At 44.4% G+C, this 24,009-nt stretch carries 16 protein-coding genes; 7 read left to right on the plus strand and 9 right to left on the minus strand.

What is annotated here, in order from left to right; translation table 11 throughout:
- Window positions 1–390 precede the first annotated feature (390 nt).
- Window positions 391–2,076, minus strand: a complete 1,686-nt coding sequence (locus AAJP47_RS05870; RefSeq protein ID WP_346716964.1) for an NAD+ synthase — start codon at window positions 2,074–2,076, stop codon at window positions 391–393.
- A gap of 1,085 nt (window positions 2,077–3,161) precedes the next feature.
- Here AAJP47_RS05870 and AAJP47_RS05875 point away from each other — a divergent pair.
- From AAJP47_RS05875 to epmA, 3 genes are all read left to right on the plus strand, one after another.
- Window positions 3,162–4,289 carry an AI-2E family transporter gene (locus AAJP47_RS05875; protein WP_346716965.1) on the plus strand — a complete coding sequence of 376 codons (1,128 nt, stop codon included), beginning with the start codon at window positions 3,162–3,164 and terminating at the stop codon, window positions 4,287–4,289.
- A gap of 55 nt (window positions 4,290–4,344) precedes the next feature.
- Window positions 4,345–5,466: a 4-phosphoerythronate dehydrogenase gene (locus tag AAJP47_RS05880; RefSeq protein ID WP_346717110.1), complete on the plus strand. Its 1,122-nt coding sequence runs from the start codon at window positions 4,345–4,347 to the stop codon at window positions 5,464–5,466.
- Between the two features lie 68 nt (window positions 5,467–5,534).
- A complete protein-coding gene (gene epmA, locus AAJP47_RS05885) occupies window positions 5,535–6,581 on the plus strand; it encodes an EF-P lysine aminoacylase EpmA (RefSeq protein WP_346716966.1) in 1,047 nt (348 codons plus the stop codon).
- A gap of 169 nt (window positions 6,582–6,750) precedes the next feature.
- Here epmA and AAJP47_RS05890 read toward each other — a convergent pair whose 3' ends face one another.
- The 6 genes from AAJP47_RS05890 to AAJP47_RS05915 all read right to left on the minus strand — a co-directional run bounded on the left by AAJP47_RS05890 (window position 6,751) and on the right by AAJP47_RS05915 (window position 12,268).
- Entirely contained in the window at window positions 6,751–7,386 is a 636-nt protein-coding gene (locus tag AAJP47_RS05890) for an NAD(P)H-binding protein (RefSeq protein ID WP_346716967.1), read from the minus strand.
- Window positions 7,387–7,802: 416 nt separating this feature from the next.
- Window positions 7,803–8,252 carry a YaiI/YqxD family protein gene (locus tag AAJP47_RS05895; protein WP_346716968.1) on the minus strand — a complete coding sequence of 150 codons (450 nt, stop codon included), beginning with the start codon at window positions 8,250–8,252 and terminating at the stop codon, window positions 7,803–7,805.
- The gene (locus AAJP47_RS05900) at window positions 8,252–9,661 is read right to left on the minus strand and encodes a 5-(carboxyamino)imidazole ribonucleotide synthase (protein ID WP_346716969.1); all 1,410 of its coding nucleotides are present in this window, start codon (window positions 9,659–9,661) and stop codon (window positions 8,252–8,254) included. The genes AAJP47_RS05895 and AAJP47_RS05900 overlap by 1 nt, the downstream gene beginning before the upstream one ends.
- 273 nt (window positions 9,662–9,934) lie before the next feature.
- Window positions 9,935–10,495 carry a 5-(carboxyamino)imidazole ribonucleotide mutase gene (gene purE, locus AAJP47_RS05905; protein WP_346716970.1) on the minus strand — a complete coding sequence of 187 codons (561 nt, stop codon included), beginning with the start codon at window positions 10,493–10,495 and terminating at the stop codon, window positions 9,935–9,937.
- A gap of 99 nt (window positions 10,496–10,594) precedes the next feature.
- On the minus strand, window positions 10,595–11,560 hold the full coding sequence (locus AAJP47_RS05910; protein WP_346716971.1) for a metallophosphoesterase: 966 nt from the start codon (window positions 11,558–11,560) through the stop codon (window positions 10,595–10,597).
- Between the two features lie 99 nt (window positions 11,561–11,659).
- On the minus strand, window positions 11,660–12,268 hold the full coding sequence (locus AAJP47_RS05915) for a rhomboid family intramembrane serine protease (protein ID WP_346716972.1): 609 nt from the start codon (window positions 12,266–12,268) through the stop codon (window positions 11,660–11,662).
- 392 nt (window positions 12,269–12,660) lie between these two features.
- Between AAJP47_RS05915 and AAJP47_RS05920 the strand changes: the two genes are divergently transcribed.
- A complete protein-coding gene (locus tag AAJP47_RS05920; RefSeq protein WP_346716973.1) occupies window positions 12,661–14,430 on the plus strand; it encodes a hypothetical protein in 1,770 nt (589 codons plus the stop codon).
- A gap of 441 nt (window positions 14,431–14,871) precedes the next feature.
- A complete protein-coding gene (locus AAJP47_RS05925) occupies window positions 14,872–16,500 on the plus strand; it encodes an OmpA family protein (protein WP_346716974.1) in 1,629 nt (542 codons plus the stop codon).
- Between the two features lie 302 nt (window positions 16,501–16,802).
- Here AAJP47_RS05925 and nagZ read toward each other — a convergent pair whose 3' ends face one another.
- Window positions 16,803–17,888: a beta-N-acetylhexosaminidase gene (gene nagZ / locus AAJP47_RS05930; protein WP_346716975.1), complete on the minus strand. Its 1,086-nt coding sequence runs from the start codon at window positions 17,886–17,888 to the stop codon at window positions 16,803–16,805.
- 597 nt (window positions 17,889–18,485) lie between these two features.
- Between nagZ and AAJP47_RS05935 the strand changes: the two genes are divergently transcribed.
- Entirely contained in the window at window positions 18,486–20,696 is a 2,211-nt protein-coding gene (locus tag AAJP47_RS05935) for a carboxy terminal-processing peptidase (RefSeq protein ID WP_346716976.1), read from the plus strand.
- 505 nt (window positions 20,697–21,201) lie between these two features.
- On the opposite strand, the gene AAJP47_RS05940 is transcribed toward AAJP47_RS05935, so the two are convergent.
- Entirely contained in the window at window positions 21,202–21,687 is a 486-nt protein-coding gene (locus tag AAJP47_RS05940) for an FKBP-type peptidyl-prolyl cis-trans isomerase (RefSeq protein ID WP_346716977.1), read from the minus strand.
- Between the two features lie 333 nt (window positions 21,688–22,020).
- On the opposite strand from AAJP47_RS05940, the gene AAJP47_RS05945 reads away from it, so the two are divergent.
- Entirely contained in the window at window positions 22,021–23,967 is a 1,947-nt protein-coding gene (locus AAJP47_RS05945) for a M61 family metallopeptidase (RefSeq protein ID WP_346716978.1), read from the plus strand.
- Window positions 23,968–24,009 lie beyond the last annotated feature (42 nt).

Here is a 24,009-nt window from a genome sequence, read left to right on the forward strand (position 1 = left end):
AGTAATAGGTTGAGGCAGGATGGCTAGCACGCAGTACGGTGCTGGGTATAAAAATGTTGGTTATGAAACTAAAAAAGCTGGGAGAGTTCCCAGCCAATTATAAAGAGTCATATTTTTATAGGCTTGATATTTTATCAGTAGACTTTGTTCAAATAGATTCTTTATAAAAAATGACTGCTGTAGTCGGGTCACTTTAAAATCGATAAAGTGCTACTAAGATAAATTTTTTATAGCCTCTGCCGCGCTTATGAGCAGCAAGCAAGAAAAATTTCCCCAGTAGCACGTGGCTATTAATATACCAATTTATTTTATGTGCCGATTTTATTCTAAATCGACTATATCTGTGTCACTCAGCTTTGATAAGTATCAAAGCTGAGCAAGCAGAAACATTTAGCCTTTTATCGACCATTTATTGACTAAGGGATAACGGCGTTCACGACCAAAGGCTTTGTGACTAATTTTAGTACCGATGGGCGATTGCAGACGCTTGTACTCGCTATGGTCAACCATTTTGATGACTTTTGCGACCAAATCAGCATCAAACCCTTTATCCACAATATCTTGATAGCCCATGTCTTCGTCGATGTAGGACTTCAAAATCTCATCCAACACATCGTAATCCGGTAAGCTGTCTTGATCCTTTTGATCGGGACGTAGCTCAGCCGATGGCGGACGAGTAATAACGCGCTCAGGGATAACAGGTGTGTCCTCTAAACGGTTGCGATAACTGGCCAATTTATAAACCTGCGATTTATAAACGTCTTTTAACACATCGAAGCCGCCTGCCATATCACCATACAAGGTGGCATAACCAACCGCCAATTCTGACTTGTTGCCAGTCGTAATGACCAGATGGCCGAATTTATTAGACAGTGCCATTAGCACCACGCCACGCGCACGCGCTTGGATGTTTTCTTCTGTGGTATCTGCTGGCGACTTATTAAATAATGGGGCAAGCGTATGGCGAATGCCTTCAACTGCATCAAAAATAGGACAAACCGTATAAGAAACGTTTAAGCGGCGTGCTTGTGCCTGCGCGTCTTCTAAGCTGATTTGAGAGGTATACTCGTATGGCATCATGACCGCATAGACTTTGTCAGCGCCCAAGGCGTCGACTGCGATACACAGCGTCAATGCTGAATCTATCCCACCAGACAAGCCAACAATGACACCCGAGAACCCTGAATGATTGACATAGTCGCGTAAACCGACGACCAATGCCTGATACATCTCTGACTCATGACTCAAGGTCAATGGCGCTTTGGGCTGATTATTAAATTTAGACGTTTTAATATCTAATGTTGCAAGCAACAATTGACTCATAAAGCGCGGTGCTTCATGGGCCACGCTACCGTCAGCTTGTACGGCCATAGATCCGCCGTCAAATACCAAGTCATCTTGGCCACCAACCGCGTTGACATAAACGATAGGTAAGTTGTTTTCACGGCTGCGCTTGGCAAGCATCGCTTTGCGGTTACCTTGTTTTTCAATCTCAAAAGGTGAGGCATTCAAGCTAACAATCAGATCAGCGCCTTGCTTTTTAAGCTCGGCCATCGGGTCTTTTTCCCACAAGTCTTCACAGATGAGCAGACCGATGGTAATGCCTTTATAGTCGAACAATACTTGGTTACGACCTCTATCAAAGTAACGGCGCTCATCAAACACGCCATAATTTGGTAAAACCTGCTTATGATAAAAGCCTTTTTGATGACCATTGTGCAAAATTGCGGCAGAGTTAAACGTGCCATGATGGTCAACGTGCGGATAGCCGACGATCATAACGATGTCGTCGATATCACTAAGGGTAGATAAGGCGCTTTTTACACGACCCGATAAGCTTGGACGCAATAATAAGTCTTGAGGAGGGTAACCCAATAGGGCAAGCTCTGGGAAAACAATAACATCGGCCCCTTGCTCACGCGCTTGCAAGGCAAGTGTCCGCATTTTTTCAGTATTGGTAGTGATATCACCCACTAAAAAGTGTGACTGCGCCAATGCAAAAGTGACGGTTTCTTGTGGTTTATTGGTTTTGTTACTCTCATTTGATGTATTGATATTATCAGTGTCTTTTGACATTGTTGTTTTTCCTATCGATATGGTATTTAAAATTTAAAAATAGTCTCTAAAAAATGCTCTCTAAAATTTGGTCGGTCAGAGTTGTTCTAAAATAAAATCAAAGTCGTTCAGAAATTCACTCAAAATAGCACCCTTTCTTATTCAGTTCTAATGTTGAACGCTCTCTAGTCCGCTCGACATACAATCACTACGCTGAGGGCGACTTGCTACTGGTATAAGTTTCCCTGACGGGCTTACGCATTACATCCAAAATTATGGCGCTACTCTAAAGATCAAATCTTATGAATTCAGAGAGGGGCGATAAAAGCGGGTTTGGGTTAGTGGCTCAACAGATGCTATATCTTCGTTATGTCTTCATAGCCATCAAAATAAATCCGGTCAAACTCACGTAACGCTGTTGAAAAATTTAAAATAATACCTTTAGTATAACATCAATTGTTGTGACAAATAGAATGCACCAGTGAATTACCTGTCAAGATAAAGGTTGAAAGCGTAAAGATAAAAGCCGCTTTAGAGCGATTGTTTTTACTTACTAAATCTATGTAGGCCATTTTATTCAGTATTGTCATCATCTAGTAAGATTGGCTCGAAAAAGTTGTAAGTAAAAATTACAACATAATCTTATATAGTTGTTTGGTTTTATAGCATAATGAAACATGAAGACAGCTTTATTTTAAAACTGTTTTCATGGTCTTTATGGATGACAATATTGGCATGATTGGGTTATTTTAGAGAAAATGCGGGTTTACTGGCTAGCAGTGTGCGAAGTACTTGTCTCGCTTGGGGATAGCCAGTGCGGCAAATTTCACCAATAAAACAAGATAATGGTATGTCCTCTTTTTATTCTGGATTTATCATGTGCCAGCTGTTGTATCGATGCTTCTAAAGCCAGTTTTATATACCTGTATTGGTCATGCCTATATTAATGATGCCTGTATTAATGATGCTTATATTGACCAGTCACGACCTTCGCTAATGGACAGCGATTTATGGATAAGATCTATCAATCGAGGTTCATCATATATTTATAAACTTATCAGCAAGGCTGCGACAAACCCTTGCTGTTTGCTCTTGGTTTATGCCCTATGATTGAAAATTGGACAAAAGAATTTATTATCCAGCGCTTATTGGCCATTACTTTATTGGTGGCGCTGTTTGTATTGTGTTTTCAAGTGGTACAGTTTTTTATTGTACCGGCACTTTGGGCGGCCATTTTGGCGTATGTGACTTTTCCTATTTATAACTTTTTTTATGAAAAAGTAAAGCTGAGTCCCAATTTTAGCGCTGCTATCATGACGGTGAGTATCTCTTTGATAATAGGGGTGCCGCTTGTTATTGGTGTGTTTATTCTGCAACAAGAAGCGTTGAGCTTAATTACCAACTTGGTTTATCGTATAAAAGTTGGCTACTTAGACGTTCCTAGTTCCATTAAAGACCTGCCTATCGTCGGTCAGCAAGTGAAAGACGTGCTGTGGCGCATCAATAAAAACCCCGAGGGAACGCTTGAAGCTTTTCGCCTTTGGGTACAGTCGCATTTGTATTATGGCAAAGTGGCGCTTGATGTCGTGTTTAGTATGCTTGCTAAGCTTGGTATGGCACTAATGACGCTGTTCTTTTTTTACCGTGATGGTACCAGTTTGGTTCGCCAAATTCGTCAAGCGTTACGCAATATCATTGGCAATCGTATCGATGGTTACATTGACTCAGTGGGTACAACCACACGTGCTGTGGTATATGGTATTGGTTTGACTGCCTTAGCACAGTCTTTGCTTGCGGGTGTCGGTTATTACTTTGCTGGGGCGCCAAGTCCTATTTTATTGACCATTGTCACCTTTATTATTGCGCTGATTCCGTTTGGTACGCCATTCGTTTGGGGCGGCGTGTCTATTTGGTTGTTAAGCCAAGGTCACACCGTAGAAGGCATCGGTTTGGGATTGTGGGGAACCTTGGTGATTAGCTGGGTTGATAATTTAATTCGTCCTATTGTGATTAGCGGCGCGACCAAGATTCCTTTTATTATTATTTTTATTGGCGTATTAGGCGGGCTAACCGCTTTTGGCTTCGTTGGGTTATTTATTGGCCCCGTTGTCCTTGCAATCGGCCTTGCCGTCTGGCGCGAATGGATCTCAAACCATAAAAATGAGCTATTTGCCTCGCAAGAGAGGGAATTGTCTGATAGCCAAGTCTCGCCGCCAGCAGATAAAATAGAGTAAACACCTAACGATTGATAATGATGTTGCAATGACTATGAAGAATACAATAGATACGATGAAACCTATTACTGTGGTTGCCGATAGCAATATCGCAAGCGTAGACGATTTTTTTAATGCCTCAATGCTTGGGCAAGCGTCGAAGCAGACGATTCATATTGTTACTGCCGCTGGACGTGATATCACCGCCGCATTACTGGCAGAGCTACAGCCTGAGATTTTATTGATACGCTCTGTAACGCCCGTAAATGAGGCATTGTTGGCGGATAATAAAAGTGTGCAATTTGTAGGATCTGCAACCATCGGTACCGACCACGTCGATCAGGCTTATTTGGCGGCGCGTCAGATTACTTTTGCCAATGCGGCTGGTTGTAGTAAGCACTCTGTTGCTCAGTATGTATTGACGGCTATTTTGACCTTACGCCCGCATTATTGGCAGCAGTCAATGACTCTTGGTATTATTGGTCTTGGCAATATTGGTAGCACGCTTGCGGCTTACGCAAGCGACTTGGGCTGGCAAGTGCGGGGTTATGATCCATTGCTACCACCTTCAGAGACAAACAATGCCAGCCTTGAGCAAGTGTTGCGTCAAAGCGACGTCATCAGTCTGCATGTGCCGCTTACCAGCAAAAAGAGTGCGAGTACAAAGGACGATAAGTACCTTGGCAATAGTAGTGATTATCCGACGCGCCATCTCATCAATGCAGAGACATTGGCAATGATGCCAGTACAGACGATGTTGATCAATAGCGCCCGCGGGCCGGTCATCAATGCAAGCGATCTTGAGGCGGATATTGCGCGTACGCAGCGGGAGGTGGTGCTGGACGTGTTTGAACACGAACCACAAATCTCGCAGCGCTTATTGTCCAAACTTGCCATTGCCACCCCGCATATCGCAGGCTATACCGTAGAGGGAAAATTGCGCGGCACACAGATCATCTATGATGCGCTGTGTGAGAAATTATCGGTCCCATCTGCTCAGTCTATGCAGACATTATTACCGCTTAATATGTTTTTGTGGTCAGAGTTAAAGGCGCATCCAGACAGGTTGGATAAGTTTTATGACATCTTGCAAGACGATGCAGCGCTACGAGACAGGGCTATAGATGGTCAAGTTAATGGTGCCGACTTTGATCAATTAAGACGCGATTATCATTTGCGCCGTGAGTGGCAATGGTAAAGTTTTTAGAACAATTGATACACGCCCTAATTTAATACTTTCTTTTTTGTCAGTCGCTATGGATAACCATGACTCAAGCATCTAAAACTTCCAATCCTTTTTCCAAGCCTTCTTCTCAGCCGAGCTATGCACCTACCATGTCACTGACAATGGCGCAAAAACGGGCGCAGTTTATGAGTAGTGTTCGGCAGTTTTTTGCCAGCCGTCATGTATTAGAAGTACAGACGCCGCTACTGTCGCAAGCTGGCAATACGGATACTTTTTTGCAGTCCGTCGCCGCCCAAGTGACGTATCAAGATAAGCCATGCACCTATTATTTACATACCTCACCTGAGTTTGCCATGAAGCGTTTGCTTGCAAGCTGGCAAGTGCCTATTTATCAGATTTGTCCGGTATTTCGAGACAACGAGATAGGCGTGAGGCACAACATAGAATTCACCATGCTCGAATGGTATCAGCCCAGTTATAGCTTGGCAGATATGGCCGCTGAGGTCGGTGAGCTGTTAGAAGTGCTGTACGGTTATCCAGTAATCATGAATCACTATCGTTATGTCGATGCTTTTATGGATTTTGTTGGTATACATCCGCTGACAGCAAGTCTTGCAACCTTGCAAGCGGTGGCAGAAGACAAAGGTTTGATGGGATTTGATTTTAATAGTGAGGCAAATTGTGCCAGCGATAGTGAGGAAGATCGCCGGCAAAGCTGGTTGGATTTATTGTTCAGCCACGCTGTAGAGCCGCATTTGGGTCATGATTTGCCAACGCTGATTATGGAATATCCGCCTGCCACCGCAGCCTTGGCGAAAATGGCTATCGATAAAGAAGGGAACGAGGTTGCCAAGCGTTTTGAGCTTTATATTAACGGCGCTGAGATTGCCAACGCTTATGATGAGTTGGCGGATGGGCCAGCACTAAAAGCACGTTTTGAAAAAGACAATCAATTGCGCCAGCGTCATCATCTGCCAGTCATGCCAATTGATGAGCGTTTAATCGCGGCTTCAGATGATCTAATACCTTGTAGTGGTATCGCCGTGGGTATAGACAGGCTATTTATGGTGATAACCGGGGCGAGCAGCTTAGAAGAGGTTATTTCTTTCCCTAGCGGCTTGGCTTAAACGAGTCACGTACAACACTCACTTACCAAACTTAAGACAAAAAAATGGTCGTTTTTCAATCAGCTTGTTTAAACATTGCTGAGCGAAAAACGACCATTTTATATAAGCAGTTTTGACTGCTTTATTTTTGCGATCAATCTATGACTCACAGATTTATCGCGTCATACGATTAAACAGTAGCAATAGCTTCTTCAATGGCAATGTCGCCGTTGTGCATATTAAACGCTTTCTTAATGGTGTTACTTGCATTAAGAACAGAGGCCAATGTGGTAGCCACGTCCTCAATAGAGTTTTCACCCGCACTTTCGTCAATGGCAATTTTGCCTGAGCCAGCGCGCTCTTTTAATGCGCCTGGTTGCACGATCGTATAGTCTAGCGTGCTGTTATTGACCAACCACTGATCGGCATAATGCTTACAGATATAGTATTCTTTTAACTGCGCAATACCGGGGCTGTCCCATTTGCTAGTATCTAAAGAAAACGCAGCACTAAGCATAATGTAGCGCTTGATGCCTTTGTCTTGCGTGGCTTGAATGGTCTTAACCGCGCCATGCAAATCAACTTCTAACACGTCTTTGCCGCCAGAACCTGCCACAAAATAGACCGCCTCGATGTCTTGATCCATTTGTGCTTGAATGGCGTCTTTTTCAGCAGTGATATCTAAATCAAGTTGGCTGTAATTGTCAGCATCAAATAAGGTTTTCTTTTGACGAGTCGTACCAATAACTTGATGGTCATCGGCTAATAATTGCTTAACCAGTTCTGTGCCTACGCGGCCACTTGCACCAATCACTAAAATTTTCATAGTCATTCCTATTTTTATAGAGAGTTTTTCTAGAAGATACAGGTATTTTAAAAAGAGAGTCTTGTTTTAAAAAGAGAACCGTATTTTAAAAAGTATCGTTGTTCTAAAAACTGTCCATAGCGTAACAAGAATAAACGACACGCTTCGTTATGATACGTGCCGATTGCATGATGTTTGGTTATAGAGTGTATACCGTTTGCAAGGAAGCAAAAAACAGAAAATTTAAGCAGACTAAAACTAGAGATAAGTCACGTGATCAGTGAAAAACGTATGGTGAATACTAAATAAAACAGATACGTTATATTCCAACGCTGAACGGGTACAAATTTTTCTTGCTTGCTGTACCTTTGCAGACAGGGGGCTACAAAAAACTTACGCCAGTCCCGCTGACTCGTTTTTTTACTGAACTCACTATATTAGCGAACCAAGCGGTTTAAACCATCGGCAAATGCTTTTTTATCACGGTCGCCATAAGGTTTTTGTCCGCTCATTTCCTGTAGCTCTAGCACACCCGTACCACGCATGGTGTCCATAAAATCACGCATGTTGAGCTTTTGCTTGATGTTATTTTTGTCATAAATCATACCGCGCGTTGTCAATACCAGCCCGCCTTTATCCAATATATCATTGGCCAAAGGAATGTCGCTGGTGATGGCAAGGTCACCCGGTTGTATTTGTTCCACGATATAGTCATCAGCCTTATCAAATCCAGATGGAACCACTGTCATGATAAGTAGCGGCGATTTGCGTAGTTTAATCGGTTGATTGGCAACAAATATCGCCATCGTTTGCGTACGCTCAGCGGTCTTGATAATCAAATCTTTGGCAATCAAGGGCACTGAGTCCGCATCTACCCAAATTTGCATTATTTTTGAGCCTTATCAATTTGAGCGTTGTCGATTTGAGCGTTGTCGATTTGAGCGTTGTCGGTTTGGGCTTTGCTAATGACTTCATCATTTATTTTATTTTCTGTAGCCTTGATATTGGTACTGTCTGATAACGTATTAGATTCGAGCTCCGTTTCAGGGTCAGTAGCGTTGTTTGCAGTTTCTGACTGGATATCAACAGCCGCTACTTTTTTATCAAGACCCACTTTATTCGGTAGTACGGCGACCAGCTTGGCAAGCGCAGGCTCTAAATCGGCCACGTCATTGGGCATCAAGGTAATGTGAGCAATCTTTCGATCGTCACGTTCAGCCTTGTGATAACTGTGGTAGTGCGCGCCATCGATATTGAGCACCGCACTGATGTCTGGATATTGGCCCAGTACATTGATCATAATGGCTGGATGGACATTGTCGGTATCACCCAATGGTAAATCAACGACGGCACGAATATGGTTTTCAAATTGGCTTGTGACAGCGCCTTCGATACTCCAGTGACCAGAGTTGTGCACGCGCGGCGCAATCTCATTGGCCAGTACGGTATTGTGACCGCGCGCGTCTTTGACGACGAACAGCTCGAGCGCCATGACCCCAACATAGTCTAAGTGATTCATGATAGTGGTAATGGCGTCAGTTGCTTGCTCAAACAAATGGCTCGTACCAATGGCGGGCGCTTGAGTCTTGGCCAAAATACCATTATGGTGGTGGTTTTCGACCAAATCATAACAGCGTACCTGACCGCTTTGGCCTCGTACCGCAATGATGGATACTTCACGGCTAAAATTAATAAAGCCTTCGGCAATCAAGGGAGCAGGCGTGGGTGTCAATGACCCTTTGCCACTGACGGCATCCTTGAGCGCTTGCCACGCCGCTTTGATATCACTGTCTTGTTTGATGACAAACTGGCCTTTGCCGTCGTAACCGCCACGACTGGTTTTGAGGACAATGGGCAATCCTAATTCTTGACACGCCTGCTGCAACTCAGCTTCAGAGTTAACGGCCATAAAAGGCACAGTAGCAATATCAAGCGCCTGAAACATCTGCTTTTCTTTTAAGCGGTCTTGGGCGATATCAAGGGCCACCAGCGGCGGAAACATGCCTTGTTTGTTGCCCGATTTGGATAAGTGCGTCAGCTGCTCGACCGTCGCTGTCGGCGTGTTTTCGAACTCGAGCGTAAAAACATCTGCCGCTTTAATAAAATCTTCTAATTGTTCGCTATGAAAGACGCGCCCATATAAGCTGGCGGGGCAATCTGCGTTGTCTTCTAAAAACACACACTGATAGCCAAGTGGCATGGCGGCTTCGGCAAGCATCATACCAAGCTGACCACCGCCTAAAATACCGATGGTACGAATGGTTTGGGTAATAGGATAAGCGTTTGCTGTAGTCATGGTAGGCTCTTTAAGTTGAAAATGAGTGACGTTTATAGTGAGTGACGTTTCTAGTGTAGTAAGATGGGAAGGTTCAGTCATTGAAATAGGAAAAGGTGCATTGTATGCACCTTGGGTTAAACAAAACCTATCTAATCTTAGTTTCCTAATCATTGTCTTCTAATGATAGTTTTCTAACCAAACCAATCAAAGTCAGATAGTTGGGACTGTCTCTGTTAGATATCTCGGTTTTTTACCTATGCCCGACATCTATTACCCCTCACTCAATGCGTGTTAGTGATTGATAATACCGGGTGTTGGGCTGGCAAGAATCGTGTCAGTTTGCGTGGTACGTAAATCATCGAGCTTAGTAGCAATCGATTGATCATGCAATGCCAATACCTGAATCGCTAGCAGCGCGGCGTTATATGCGCCTGCCGTTCCAATGGCCAACGTTCCGACCGCAACGCCCTTAGGCATTTGTACGATAGACAATAAGCTATCCCAACCGCTGAGCATAGAGGATTTGACCGGAACGCCAAAGACAGGCAAGGGGGTTTGACTGGCACACATACCGGGCAAATGAGCCGCACCGCCTGCGCCCGCGATGATGACCTGTAAGCCATTATCTTTGGCGCTTTTGGCATAATCAAACAATCTATCAGGCGTACGGTGTGCTGAGACTACCTCACACTCAAAGGCAATATCAAAGTCTACTAGCAATTGTGCAGCGGCGCTCATGGTGGCCCAATCAGATTGTGAGCCCATGATAATGCCAACTTTTGGTTGGCCCGTAGGGGAGGTGATAGGTCCATTTTGCTCAGCAGTATTGACGGTAGCCGATGTTGTGCTCATGCGCTCATATCCTCAAAAAGACCATCATACAAAAATTTTGACGCGTTCGTAAAGCCAAGTTTGCGCTTTAGTCACAAAGTAGTAAGAATAGCACGAGATTTACTGATCGCTATCGCTAGTAAGATCATGGCGATACTGGACAAAATTGCTAGGCTGTAAGGGCAGCGGCTGCTCAGTATCAAGCTGATAGCAAGTCAAATAGCCACTGTCTACCGCTGCCGAATAATCGGTACAGGCTACCTGATTACTTAGCGGCTCAGGCGTACCCGTCAGCCAATAATGACCGACAAACACAGGTTTATGAGTTTTGAGTGCAAAGTCGATGTTTTCAGCGAGCGCATCGCTTGGAATTTGTGCCAAAGCAGAGACAGGCGCGCGCGCCACTTCATAAAGCGTGCGTGTATTGAGCGCATCGAGCCACCAGCGAACCCGTACTCGCGTGCGCTTAGTGCCTTCTTTATCAACCATGGCCATACCATGAGGTAGCGGGGTTTCGACGCCTTTTAGCACGCGCTCTAGCGCATCAAACGGCGCACTTGGTTCGTGAGCGGTGGCGATCAGTCCATGAGGTGTCAGACAGTTATCTTCTGTCAGTAACGGCTTTAATATAGCCATACTATCGACATCCCAGCAAGCATGTACAAAGCACGCATTCTCACTTTCAAACCATAAAGGTATCTCATAAAAACGCTGTAACCAGTACTGATGCAGCTCTGAGCCAAACGGTACTTCGGCTAAAAATGCCTCGTGCTGGCGTACATGAGCGTCACTATGTGAGCGCAAATACTGGGTATTGTCATTGGGATCAAGTGTGGCAAAGGCCAACGCATTGTATTCATGGTTGCCCATTACCGCATCGGCTACGTCGGCATCCAACATGGCAAAAACGATTTCTAACGTCGCTAGTTGCTGTGGTCCGCGATCAATCAAATCTCCAATAAACAGCGCTCGATGACCCGCTGGCGGCACGAAATGCTGTCCATTATGGTGATAGCCCAATTGTGTTAGTAGGCCCACCAGCTTGTCTGCGTAACCGTGAATATCACCAATAATATCTATAATCATAATGAACTATTAAATCTCAATGTTGTTAAATACTCGGGTTATTGAGTGTTGTATTATTAAAAACTATTTATCAAAAGTAGCCTGTCAAAAGCAACTGATCTAAAAACCAGGCGACAACAGCGCATTGATAAAGTGTGGCAATACCCTTGGCTCTAATATAATAGTGGCAATAACACCAAATGCGCCGCCCCAGAGGTGAGCCATATGATTGATGTTTGAGCCACCACGTCTGTCAGCGTAGATACTATAAGCGACATAGGCGATAGCGAACAGAATCGCCGGAATAGGGATAATGGCAAATAAATAGATTTTTTCCCACGGTGCTAGCAAAATAAACGCAAACAACACGGCTGATACACCGCCTGATGCCCCAAGGCTTAAATAACTGGCGTTATTTTTATTGTGAATATAACTTGGAATCATCGCAATAATGATTGCCAACACATAAAAAACCACAAAACCATAACCAAACAAAAATGGTTGATATAGGCCTTCAATAGCGCGCCCAAAAAAGTATAAGGTAAACATATTAAAAAGCAGGTGCATGCTATCGGCATGGATGAAGCCATGCGTGACAAAACGATCCCACTGACCATTATTGACAGCGGGTGGGTAAAAAATAAGTCGATTAAATAACGCCTTATTTTGCCACGCCAATAAACTGACTATAACAGTAATAATAATGATAAGAGTCGTATGGTTAAACAAAGGAAAATCCTTAGGCCGCGCCTGATATGTGGCAATATTAGAGATGGTTACAAATGACAAATGTTCAACGCCTGAGCGTTACGGCTGAATGAAAAATAAACATAACCAATGACGAATTACTAAACCTTACGCCTTAATAATAGAGTAATACTAACAGCAGTTAGAACCCCATAAAAATTTATTATGTGACAAAACAGTGCACTTATAGGCTTTTATAGTGAATAATATAGCAATATGATAAAAAATAAGTCGGGCGTCGTACTTTGACGGTCACGATAAATAACAGACGTATCTCAGAGTACCATATTAATGAACCGTACTTATTTATGTTAAATAAGATAGATACCTCCTTTTTTTAGCATTAAAAAGACAGCCGGCAGAGGCAATAGTTTATGAGCATTATCGAGCAATTAGAGAAAACCGTAACGCCCGCTATTGTCGGCGATAGTGACAGTCAGGATAGCGTGGCTTACGTCAGTTTACTTGAGCAGTTTTATGCGCTTTTAGCGGCGCGTCTGGCGTTGCCGCACGTTTACTCAGACCTTATTCGTAGTGATGATGTGCTCACTGCTGATAGCGCGGTAGACAGGCCTCTATTCGAACAGTTGTGGCAAGACCAAGCCATGCAGCAGACGATCATCAACGAGTTGGCAGCCACCCATCACATTGACCCATTGACAACCTCGCAGTTGCTCAATAATGCGGCACCCTTGGCCTATCGTGAGCTCAAAATACTGGCGGATGGACAGTTTTTACCAGCGTTTTTACAGGGTCAGCAGGCAGCCTTACGTCCTTATCTACCAATATGGTCAGCCCCTATTATCACAGCTATCGCTGCAACCCAAAACCCCAGTCTGGAATCGGACTTGACGCCACATTCAAACCGTCCAAATTCAAACTATCTCAATTCCAATTATCCAAATCCCACCATAGGAAGGGCAGCAGAAGGGCGTGCAGCAGATGGCACTACCACGCCCGTGGATACTTCTGTTGCCAATCCTTCTAAGCCGAATCTCGCTAAAAATAAAATTGTTCCGCCTTTTGTAGAAAACCCTGATATAGAACGTACTTATATAGACAGTCCAGCGACTCACCTTGAAACCAATACTGATGCCATTCATGTCAATCCATCGGCGCATCACTGGGCCGAAAACAGCAGCATGAAGCACGAAAAGATACGCACTCGTAATCAACGAAACGATCTATTGATACGCGTATTTTTATTGATAGTAGCCCTAGCGGCGCTTGCATTGGCGGCTTGGGCGCTACTATTTAGACCCAATGCCGTGCCGCCAGTAGAACCAGTTGCGGCTGAGCCTGTAGTCGTAACGCCAGCGGTTGAACCGCCCGCTCAAGTGACGACGCCAGTTGAGCTCATCGTTGCGGTAGACAATACAGGCAGTCTATACAACTGTAGCGCAACCATTGGCGATGCCGCGCTGCAAAGCTCGCTACAGCAGGCGCTCAATACCAGCTTTGGTGAACAAGCGAGTATTTGTGAATTGACGATACGAGAGGGCGTGGCGAGTAGCATAGCTGGCATGCCAACAGAGATTTTGTCCAATGTCTTTACCTCACTCAGATCCGTACCCTTTGCGCGTCTACATTTACAAAATGATCGCTTAACCTTAGAGGCGCCAGACAGCCAGTTGCTACAACGGCTGATTACAGACGTACGCACTTTAGCACCGACCATGGCGATTGATACCAATGCGCCCTTACCTTTGCCTAACAGCGGCAGTGGCGATGCGGTGAACAATGTAGTAGGTATGAATGGAGACAGCAGTCAGTTCGGAGGGGATCGGTCAAATAATCAATACAACAACGACTATAATGGCGGATCAGCGCAATACCAAGCAGCTGATGACAATACGGGTGATAGGGTCATACCTGCACCGAACCTGCCTGCGCCCAACAATGGCAGCTTTAATAATAACGGCAATAATGTCCCAACCAATAACTCAAATAATGCAGCGAATAATATTCCAAATAACTCACCAAATAGCAATTCGTCGAATAATAATTTGCCGAATAACAATGTACCCAACAACAATAGGCCAATTAATAATGCACCGACCAGACCCTCTGGGCCTATCTCGTTATCAGAAGTCGATGACATGGCCAATAGCGTCATTGTCGTTGAACCAGCGCAAGTAAGATAGCGGTTATTTAATTTAGCCAACCCTTTTGGTAACCATAAAGGCAGTACGAGAGGGTTCGCGTCCTGCCTTTATTTTTTATTTGCGGTGCCTCACAATGTACTTTGAGACTTATCCCTCATAATGAGTAGGGAATATGTTATGGACTTGTACCTATTCTCGGTTTTGGTTACGTGTCATAACTGAAACATTACTTAACGTATCATTTGCACAACAACGTGTGGATTGTGAACTTGAGCTTAAAATTCCTATAATAACAACAGTCGAAACATAGGCTCTAAGAGCTCTAACTATTATAGTTTTTATCTTGTTCTTATCTTATAGGAATGTAGATAGATAGGAACGTAGATAGAAACGTAGAAACGCTTTTTCACCACAATTTTGTGGTGTGATTTTATTTTTCATCATCCAAATTATATTTATAAGTAATGGAGAACACCTATTATGGATATTATCAATCATTTGACTCGAACGGTTAGTCCAGCCGTATTAGGGGACGATAGCAGTCCAGCCAAACAAAACTTGCTTGAGCAGTTTTATGCTATTTTTGCGGCTCGCTTGTCTGATCAAGAGACATACGACCGCTTTGGTCACGAAAATATCGCCCGTGACGATCAAAAATTCTACGATCGCGTTTGGACAGACGATACTCACCGTGATCAGATCGCCCGCGAGTTGGCGGCCAAACACAACGTTGATCAGACCGCTGCTCGTGGTTTGATTGCGATGGCAGCGCCGCTTGCCTTTCACGAAATCAAAAGCTTGGCAGGCAATACGCCAGTACCACAGTTTCTAAATGACAACCTCAATAGCTATCAACATCATATCCCTGCGTGGGCAAGTACAGTGCTACCCGCTGGTATGTTGGCTGCTGCACCTGCGGGTGAGCGCATATCTGATACTGTGAGCACCGCGCCACTACAGCATGAAGAAGAAAAGCAAGGCAGCTTTATGAAAGCTTTATTGCCCATCATTGGTTTGATTATCTTAGGTGCACTCGCATGGGCACTATTACGCGGTTGCCAAGACAACCCAGAACCTGTAGCGACGCCAGTTGTTACTGAGCAACAAGCCAATAACGATAATGAACAAGTAGCCGTGGCATCAGACGTCGAAGCTGCCTCATTAAGCATTGCGACAGGCGAAAACAACGAATTGTACGCTTGCCGCATGAACGTGGGTGATGAAACGCTACAAACCAACGTGATGGACGCATTAACCAGTGCATTTGGCGATGAAGCCAATAAATGCCGTGCGGATGTCGATGATAACTTTGCCGTTGATATGCCAGCAGCAGCGCAGCTTGCCACTATCCTACCTATCGTCAAAAACGTACCAAATGCTAGCATGATTATCAAAGGCGACAACATTACTGTTAATGCGCTAGATGCAGCGGCATTAGAGCAACTGGTGGCTGATCTACAAGCAGCCGCGCCAGCTATGACGGTACAAGCAGAAGGTCCACTAGACTTACAAGGTGAGATCGATGATAGCTTAGCAGCAGCTGATGCTGCGATGATGAATCTTGGAGAAAATCCAGATCCACGTGATGTCGCTCGCGCTCTGAGCATACAGGTCATTAACTTCGAGTTGGATAAAGCGATTATTCCTGATGTTAATAAAGCATTCCTTGACCGTGCTGCCAAAATAATGGCCGAAGTACCAGATCTAAACTTGATGATCGTTGGTCACACAGATAGCCAAGCGTCGAATGCTTATAATATGGAGCTATCACAAGAGCGTGCTGAATCTGTAAAAGACTACTTGGTATCTCAAGGTATTGATGCAAGCAAACTGTCTACCAAAGGCATGGGTGAGACTGAACCTGTTGCAGACAATTCAACCGAGCAGGGCCGCTTCCGTAACCGCCGCATTGAGTTCATTGTTAATGACCAAGATGTTAATGCCACTGATGATACGGTAATTAGTAATAATGCGTTAGGTAGTGATACTGCCTCAGATGATGGTACGGTAATGGATCCAGATTTGAACCCACTGGATAATAACAACGATGATTTATTACCAGACGGTGATGATGCCACTCAAGGCACAGCATTAGATCCAACCAACTAAACGTCTGTTGTTCGTTTTAAGGTATTAACCGTTTATCCATGATAAAAAACCGCTTCTTATAAAGGAGCGGTTTTTTTGTGGGTAAATCTATAGTTGATCCACTATAAAATAAATACAGCGCTGCTGAGATAAATTTTGCGCTGCCTCTGTCTGCGAAGGCACAGCAAGCAAGAAAAATTTGTTTCAGTAGCGCGTGATAATAAATGACCTTTTTTCATTTAGGATTGAATAGGCAACAAGCATGATATTGCAAATGCCAGAGGATAGGTATGGATTTAGCGTTGATCCAAACCAATCAACTATTATTTATAATTGGTAGGATCTGCTGTTTCATCCTTCTTATCATCTGCTTGCTCTGAGGTTTGTGTCTCAAAAAAAGTCTGAGTGACGTTTTGTTTGGCTTGCTGCCAATAGTCGAACTGCTGGCAAGTAGAGGCAAGGTCGCCTTGCCATAGAGGAATATTGCCACACATGGTTTTAATGCGACTTTGATGTGGATAAGGCAGCTCTTGCGCTGCTTCTGCCGCTTCGTGGGCGGCAACACGGTCGTTGCAAACCAGTGCAATATCACAGCCTGCTTTAATGGCCGCGTTGACACGGGCGCTGATATTACCAGCCGCTTTTGCGCCTGCCATCGATAAGTCATCAGAGAAAATCACACCATCGAACTTGAGCTGTTTACGAAGAATGTCTTTTAACCAAATCTTAGAAAACCCTGCTGGCTGGTTATCCACTTGCGAAAAAATCACATGCGCTGGCATGAGTGCATCTAGCCATGGCAGGGTTTGTACAAATGGTTGCATGTCACTGTTAATAATGTCATCTAAGCTACGTGTGTCAACGGCCTCTGACACATGTGAATCAGGCGCGATGGCACCGTGACCGGGAAAGTGTTTGCCAGTGGTTGCCATGCCCGCCGTTTTCATGCCGCGCATGAACTGAGTTGCCAACGCTGCGATGGTGGGTGTCTCGTGATGAAAGCTGCGATCGCCGATAACTTGGCTAATACCATCTCTATCAAGCACAGGGGCAAAGCTTAAATCGATACCCACGGCCAGTACTTCTGCTGCCATCAGATAGCCACAGTCATAAGCACAGCTGAGCGCTCGATTTGGGTCTTTGTTGAATAAATCCCCAAGCTTGCCCATCGCAGGCAACGGTGTAAAGCCTTCTCGCAAGCGTGCAACGCGGCCGCCTTCTTGATCGACGCCGATTAATATATCAGGATTGTGGTAGCGAATATCATCACACAATGCTCGCACCTGTGCGGCATCGATGACATTACGCGCAAACAATATCACGCCGCCAACTTGTGCTTGTTTGATTAAACTGACGTCTTCAGCCGTCAGGGTGGTACTACCGATATCGATCATTAAAACGCCATACATAGCGTAATCCTTATTGTGTTATGTCGTGTTGTATTATAAGTTTATGGACACGCGCGAATAAAACCAATGCGCCATATCAGTGTCGCGATTGGCTTATTATGACAGTTATTAGGGCATGCGTATAATCTGATGGGGCAATGAGATAAAAATGGTCGCTGGCATAAGTAAGCTCAGCACAATAATCATAACCAAAATATTGATGATGATAGCCACAATAAATATGATAGAAAGTTTGGTATGTGCAGGCGTAGGGTGTAAGATTGCTTATACAGTTTGAGACAGTTTGCCGTTGATACTCATGATAATATTGCTTGATTTTTGACGCTATATTAACTGTCACCAATAAAATTGAGAGGCGATAGATTCTAAAATCTATTAGCTTAGAAAACAGCCATTTAAAGGCTTTAAAATTTTTTTACCAATTACGCATTAATATTGTGTATCCATTTTATTTAGTATCGACTATAAGTAGAAAAACAAAGCTTATATTCATCCATAACAGCTGACTCACTAATTTGTAAGGCTAACCAAATAACTAACCTACCAACGTAACTCACATTATTAACATTATTAACTTAAGACAACTAGGTAAATACGATGAAAAAACAACCAGCACAGTGGTTACTCAGTGCCGCGTCAGTGGGCATCGCCGGTATTATTCTTACCCAAAGCTATGGCACAGCCGTAGCGGATACCAATACGGAAGGCTTTGTACAGACTCCCGAACAAAAAATCACTACTCGTCAAGTAGCGGCTTTGCTGGATCGTAGTCATTATCTTAATCAGCCGCTAGACAGCAAGACTGGCAGCGAGATTTTATCTATGTATATCGACAGCCTTGATCCAAACCATACGCTGTTTTTGCAATCTGATGTCGATGAGTTTAAGAAAAAATACGCCGACGACTTCGGTGCTCGTCTCAAACGTGGTGATCTGTCCGCCGGCGTAGACGTGTTTGAGCGCTACCGCACGCGCTCGAACGAGTATTTTACGATGGCAAATAAAATGCTAAAAACAAAGATTGATTTGACGGGCAAAGAGACGATCGTACTTGACCGTGAAAAGCTCAATCATTTTAAAACCAAAAAAGAGCAGCGCGATTATTGGACACGTCAGCTTAAGTTTCAGTTAATGAGTATCACTTTAGGCCAAGAAGACGAAAAGGCCAAAGAAGAGGTGTTCTTAAGCAATCCAGACATCACGCGCGGACAGGATTTGGTGCGTAACGATCAACGCACACCCAGTGAGATTTTACAAAACCGTTTATCACGCCAGCATGAGCAGTTTACGCGTCTCACCAATGACGAGATCATGGAGACTATCTTAAACACAGCGATGCTGACTTACGACCCACACAGCAATTATTATGCACCCATCCAAGCCAACGAGCTGCAAATCCAGTCAAGCTTGCAACTAGAAGGTATTGGCGTCTCTATTCGTCCTGACCGTAAAAACCCAGATTACACTCGCATTGTCACTCTAGTAGATGGTGGTCCAGCGGCTAAGTCGGGTCAGATTAAACCCAATGATCTAATCATTGGTATCGCAAAAGACGGCGAGAATATGACCGATGTGGTCGGCTGGTCAACGCGTGAAATTGTCAGCTTGATTCGCGGCAAACGTGGTACATCAGTGACAATCAAGGTGCGTCAACCCAATACGCCTGATGCCAGTGCTCGTAATGTTACCGTGGTTCGTGACATCATTCAGCAAGAAGAGTCGGGTGTCTCTCATCGCGTGGTAGAAGTGCAGCGTCCCAATATTGATAAGACACCAAAACGTATTGGGGTACTTGAGATACCAAGTTTTTATTTGAACTATCGTGCGCGCCGCAATGGAGAGGATTATCGCAGCGTCAGTATCGATACCGAAAATGCGCTAAAAGCATTGAATAAAGAAGACATCGATGGACTCGTGGTGGATCTGCGTAACAACCCAGGTGGCTCGTTAGATGAAGTGGCCAAAATGCTCGGCTTCTTCATCAAAGGTGGACCTATGGTTCAAATCCGTGACAATCGCGGTAATGTACAAGTCTACCGTGATGACGATGGTGGTGAGCAACTGTATGATGGCAAGATGACGGTGATTACCAATTTAGCGTCAGCCTCAGCCAGTGAGATCTTTGCCGCTGCAATCCAAGATTATGGTCGTGGTTTGATTGTAGGTAGTACGACGACCGGTAAAGGCTCTGCTCAGATTCAGCTCGACAGTTTGGCATTGGGTTCAGCGACATTGACGCAGCGTAAATTCTACCGTGTCACTGGTGGTAGTACGCAAAACAAAGGCGTGGTGCCTGATGTAGAATTGGTCAACATCTATGATGACGCCACCTTTGGTGAGCGTGCGCAAAAGAATGCCTTACCTTGGGATACCATCAAAACTGCCCCTTACAAGCCTGAAGGCAAATTCACTGATTCAACGCTTGCGACACTCAATCAGCAGTCTAAAATTCGTCAAGAGAAAAACCCTCAGTTTGTCTATTTATCCGCACTAAATGACATTCGAGATATGGAAGATGAGAAAAAGCCTATCCTTCTTGATATCAATAGTCGCCGCGCAAAAATGAAGCTAATCGAAAAGCGTTCGTTAGAAGCTGAAAACAGACGCTTGATTGCCACAGGCGAGCGCCCGTATGCGAATTGGAATACCTACCAAGCCGCCATGGATGCCAAGTTCGAGGAGCGTAGTCGCATGAAAGCCAATGAGCGCCCAGAGCTGCCTGAAGACGAAGCCTTTATTAATGAAGCCGCTTATCTGATGCTAAGTGCTGAGCCTGAAACATTATTAAGTCCTAGCGAAAAGCTGTAACTCTTGCATGATGGGTGATAAAAAGCATTTTATTAATCAGTGTAAGCATATGCTTACACGAATTGACGCTTAGACCTCTTACTAACACTCGGTCAATCTGCGATTATAAATGCACGACATGAATGAACGAAATGGTTCATTGGTACTAGGGATTGGTATCTACAAAGTCGAATCAGGGATAGGTGTTTTATAGATCAAGGATGATAGGGCAAGATGCCCGCCAGTTATAAGATATCTCGGGATTAGGTATCGTGTAACGTTAACATGGATGGTTAGTGATAAAAGCCGCATAATGCTTGTCGTTATGCGGCTTTGTTATGTCTATCAAAAAATAAATGTATACCAGAGCAAGTTTATAAGCGCATAAATTGCTTCAGCAAAAAGTGTCCATAAAAAGCACCCATAAAAAAAGGCCAGCAGACATAGCCACTGACCTTTTTTGAATCAGATGATGCACTCAGTTATAGCGCGTCATCCAATTCATTCTCTAATACTGTGTTAGAGATTAGTGCTCAACGCCACCAGCGCCATGTACGTGGCCATGGTTTAGCTCGTCTTCAGTTGCTGCACGTACTTCTTGGATTTCAACATCAAAAGTCAAACGCTTACCAGCCAATGGATGGTTTGCATCAACGGTTACTTCTTGATCGTTAACGTCAGTCACCGTCACTAGCATCACTTGACCGCCAGCTTCTGACTGGAATTGCATACCAGGCTGGATGTCATCAACGCCTTGGAAGTTTTCACGTGGTACGTGTTGTACTGCTTGTTCTTGATATTCGCCATAACCGTCAGCAGGCTCTACAACGGCGTTGACTTTTTCGCCTGCAGATTTACCTTCTAGCTGTTGCTCAAGGCCTGGAATAATGTTGCTATGGCCATGCAAATACGCAAGTGGTTGACCTTCTGGTGATTGATCAAGAATGTTGCCTTCGTCGTCTTTTAGTGTGTAATTGAATTTGACGGCGGTGTCTTTTGCGATAGTAGTCATAAATTATCCTAAATATATCTGTGTAAAAAATTAAATGCGGTTGCAATAAACCTAAAAAACCCAATCAGCAAGCCCAATAGGCACGTCATTAGTCAATTATCATCAGTTTATTAAAGTAACTTTAGCAGTTAGCCTCTTTAATTGCGATGGGTCATATAACTTTCAAGGCAAGAAACAGAAAAAATGTTATTTAATGCCAATAAATGTCCTATCTTATAAAAATAAACCCATTTTTTTGCGATTTAATAATCGAGATAAATGGTTTACGGTTTGTCGGTTGCGTTTTTGCGTCAGTACTTCTACCATAATAATAAAAATAAGGATCAAAAAAACATGGCTTCTCTTACCAACACGACGACCAATACAAATACCAGCCCTATGGCTGCTATCCATTATCGATTCGATTTTGAACGTTTTTATGAGCATTTGGTGGATGTGACGCTCAGCTTTACAGCAAGTACTGATGCGCCTGAACTGTGGTTACCAGCTTGGATACCGGGCAGCTATTTGATGCGTGAGTTTGCTCGAAACATTACGGCGGTGCAGTATCAAATAACGGATGGCGAAAAACAATCTGAGAGATATCGCGCTCAAAAAATAGATAAAAACACATGGCGATTGCCAGAGGTGCAGGCAGGACAAACCGTCACAGCGGTATATGAAGTCTACTGTTACGATTTATCAGTGCGTACCGCTTATGTCGATCAGCAGCGCCTATATGGAAATTTTACGTCCCTAGCGCTTGCCGTAGAAGGGCAGGAAACGGCACCAATCAAAGCAAACTTGATGGTTCCAGCTGCATTTTTGACTGATATCGATGACAGCCGTGTGGTCTTAGCCTGTGGCCTAACATCGACCCATTTGCGTTCCGATGATGCGAACAATGACGGGCACCACAGCTATGGACTACAAGCCAGCAGTTATCACGATTTTATCGATTATCCCTTTGAAATTGCAGAACAAGACATTGCCGATTTTATCGTCCATGACGAGACGCATCAGACATTGCCGCACAAGTTTTATCTCTCAGGAAAGCACCATGCCAACATGGGCCGATTACAACAAGATGTGACGCAGATTTGCCAGACGTATTTAGATTGGCTGGGTGACGCGCCTTTTGATGATTACACCTTTATGACGTTTGCCAGCGGCCAAGATTATGGCGGTCTTGAACATATCAACTCTACCAGTCTGATTACGCCGCGCGCTGACTTGCCAAAGGTTGACGAACCAAACATACCAAGCGCTGATTATCAGCGGTTTTTAGGACTCTGTAGCCATGAGTATTTTCACTCATGGTGGGTCAAAACAGTCCGTCCTGATGTGATGCTTGACGTTGATTTGCGCCGTGAAGCGTTTACGCCACTGCTGTGGGTATTTGAAGGGTTTACGTCTTATATCGATGATTTTATGTTGCAGGCCTCAAAGGTGATTGATCAAGCCAGTTACCTTAAATTGCTCTCTGAACAGATCAACCGCTATTATCAAACACCAGGCCGCGCGCAACAAAGTGTGTCAGAGTCAAGCTTTGATGCATGGATTAAGCTGTACCGCAGTGACGAGAATACGGGCAATGCAGGTATCAGTTACTACAATAAAGGGGCGCTGGTCGCGCTATGTTTGGATTTGACCCTGCTACAAAAAAGCGCAGGTCGCTATCGTTTGTTCGACGTGGTAAAAGCTTTTTATGGCCGAGCCAAACAAAACGACAATAAACGCATCGGTATCAGCAGTGCTGATATGGGTGAGGTAATCGGGCAGTTTATGCCACTCGCAGATTGGGAAGATTTTGAACGTCGTTATGTCAATGGTGTTGAAGAGTTGCCTATTGACACGCTGCTGGCAGCAAATGGCGTCAAGTTGCGGTCCAATACCAAAGAGACGGCTGCCAAGCATGTGCCTTGGGGACTGCGCTGTACCGAAACCCCATTAGGACTCAAAGTCAATCGCGTACTGCGCGATAGTGCTGCGGCTAACGCTGGGATTTCGGCGCACGATGTTATTATCGCAATTGATGGTATCAAAGCCACCAATAAACAGCTGGTTTCGCTTAGCCAAGCTGAACGCGATGTTGCGTGTCATCTGTTTCGCCGTGACGAGCTAATGTCTGTCAAAGTGCAGCCTAAGGCCGCGAGCAATACTGATGAAGAAAGCGTACCGTATGATGAAGAAAGTACACCGTATAAAGTCAGTTTGCATATCAAGGAGGAGAGCGCTTTAGCAGACAATGACGAGTTATCACAGATATGGCTCAACGCGATGGATCGTCATCAAGGGTAAGTAACAATCGTTAGATTAATAATCGCGTGCGACTCATAAACG

This window comes from Psychrobacter halotolerans, assembly GCF_039680845.1.
In the GTDB taxonomy this organism is placed as follows: domain Bacteria; phylum Pseudomonadota; class Gammaproteobacteria; order Pseudomonadales; family Moraxellaceae; genus Psychrobacter.

Excerpts from the sequence above, each read along its gene's own strand:
- AAJP47_RS05940 (WP_346716977.1), bottom strand. The coding sequence starts at position 21,687 with ATGACTACTATCGCAAAAGACACCGCCGTCAAATTCAATTACACACTA.
- AAJP47_RS05910 (WP_346716971.1), bottom strand. The coding sequence starts at position 11,560 with ATGATTATAGATATTATTGGTGATATTCACGGTTACGCAGACAAGCTG.
- AAJP47_RS05895 (WP_346716968.1), bottom strand. The coding sequence starts at position 8,252 with ATGCAAATTTGGGTAGATGCGGACTCAGTGCCCTTGATTGCCAAAGAT.
- AAJP47_RS05875 (WP_346716965.1), top strand. The coding sequence starts at position 3,162 with ATGATTGAAAATTGGACAAAAGAATTTATTATCCAGCGCTTATTGGCC.
- AAJP47_RS05880 (WP_346717110.1), top strand. The coding sequence starts at position 4,345 with ATGAAACCTATTACTGTGGTTGCCGATAGCAATATCGCAAGCGTAGAC.
- AAJP47_RS05925 (WP_346716974.1), top strand. The coding sequence starts at position 14,872 with ATGGATATTATCAATCATTTGACTCGAACGGTTAGTCCAGCCGTATTA.
- nagZ (WP_346716975.1), bottom strand. The coding sequence starts at position 17,888 with ATGTATGGCGTTTTAATGATCGATATCGGTAGTACCACCCTGACGGCT.
- AAJP47_RS05900 (WP_346716969.1), bottom strand. The coding sequence starts at position 9,661 with ATGACTACAGCAAACGCTTATCCTATTACCCAAACCATTCGTACCATC.
- AAJP47_RS05920 (WP_346716973.1), top strand. The coding sequence starts at position 12,661 with ATGAGCATTATCGAGCAATTAGAGAAAACCGTAACGCCCGCTATTGTC.
- purE (WP_346716970.1), bottom strand. The coding sequence starts at position 10,495 with ATGAGCACAACATCGGCTACCGTCAATACTGCTGAGCAAAATGGACCT.
- epmA (WP_346716966.1), top strand. The coding sequence starts at position 5,535 with ATGACTCAAGCATCTAAAACTTCCAATCCTTTTTCCAAGCCTTCTTCT.
- AAJP47_RS05945 (WP_346716978.1), top strand. The coding sequence starts at position 22,021 with ATGGCTTCTCTTACCAACACGACGACCAATACAAATACCAGCCCTATG.
- AAJP47_RS05935 (WP_346716976.1), top strand. The coding sequence starts at position 18,486 with ATGAAAAAACAACCAGCACAGTGGTTACTCAGTGCCGCGTCAGTGGGC.
- AAJP47_RS05890 (WP_346716967.1), bottom strand. The coding sequence starts at position 7,386 with ATGAAAATTTTAGTGATTGGTGCAAGTGGCCGCGTAGGCACAGAACTG.
- AAJP47_RS05870 (WP_346716964.1), bottom strand. The coding sequence starts at position 2,076 with ATGTCAAAAGACACTGATAATATCAATACATCAAATGAGAGTAACAAA.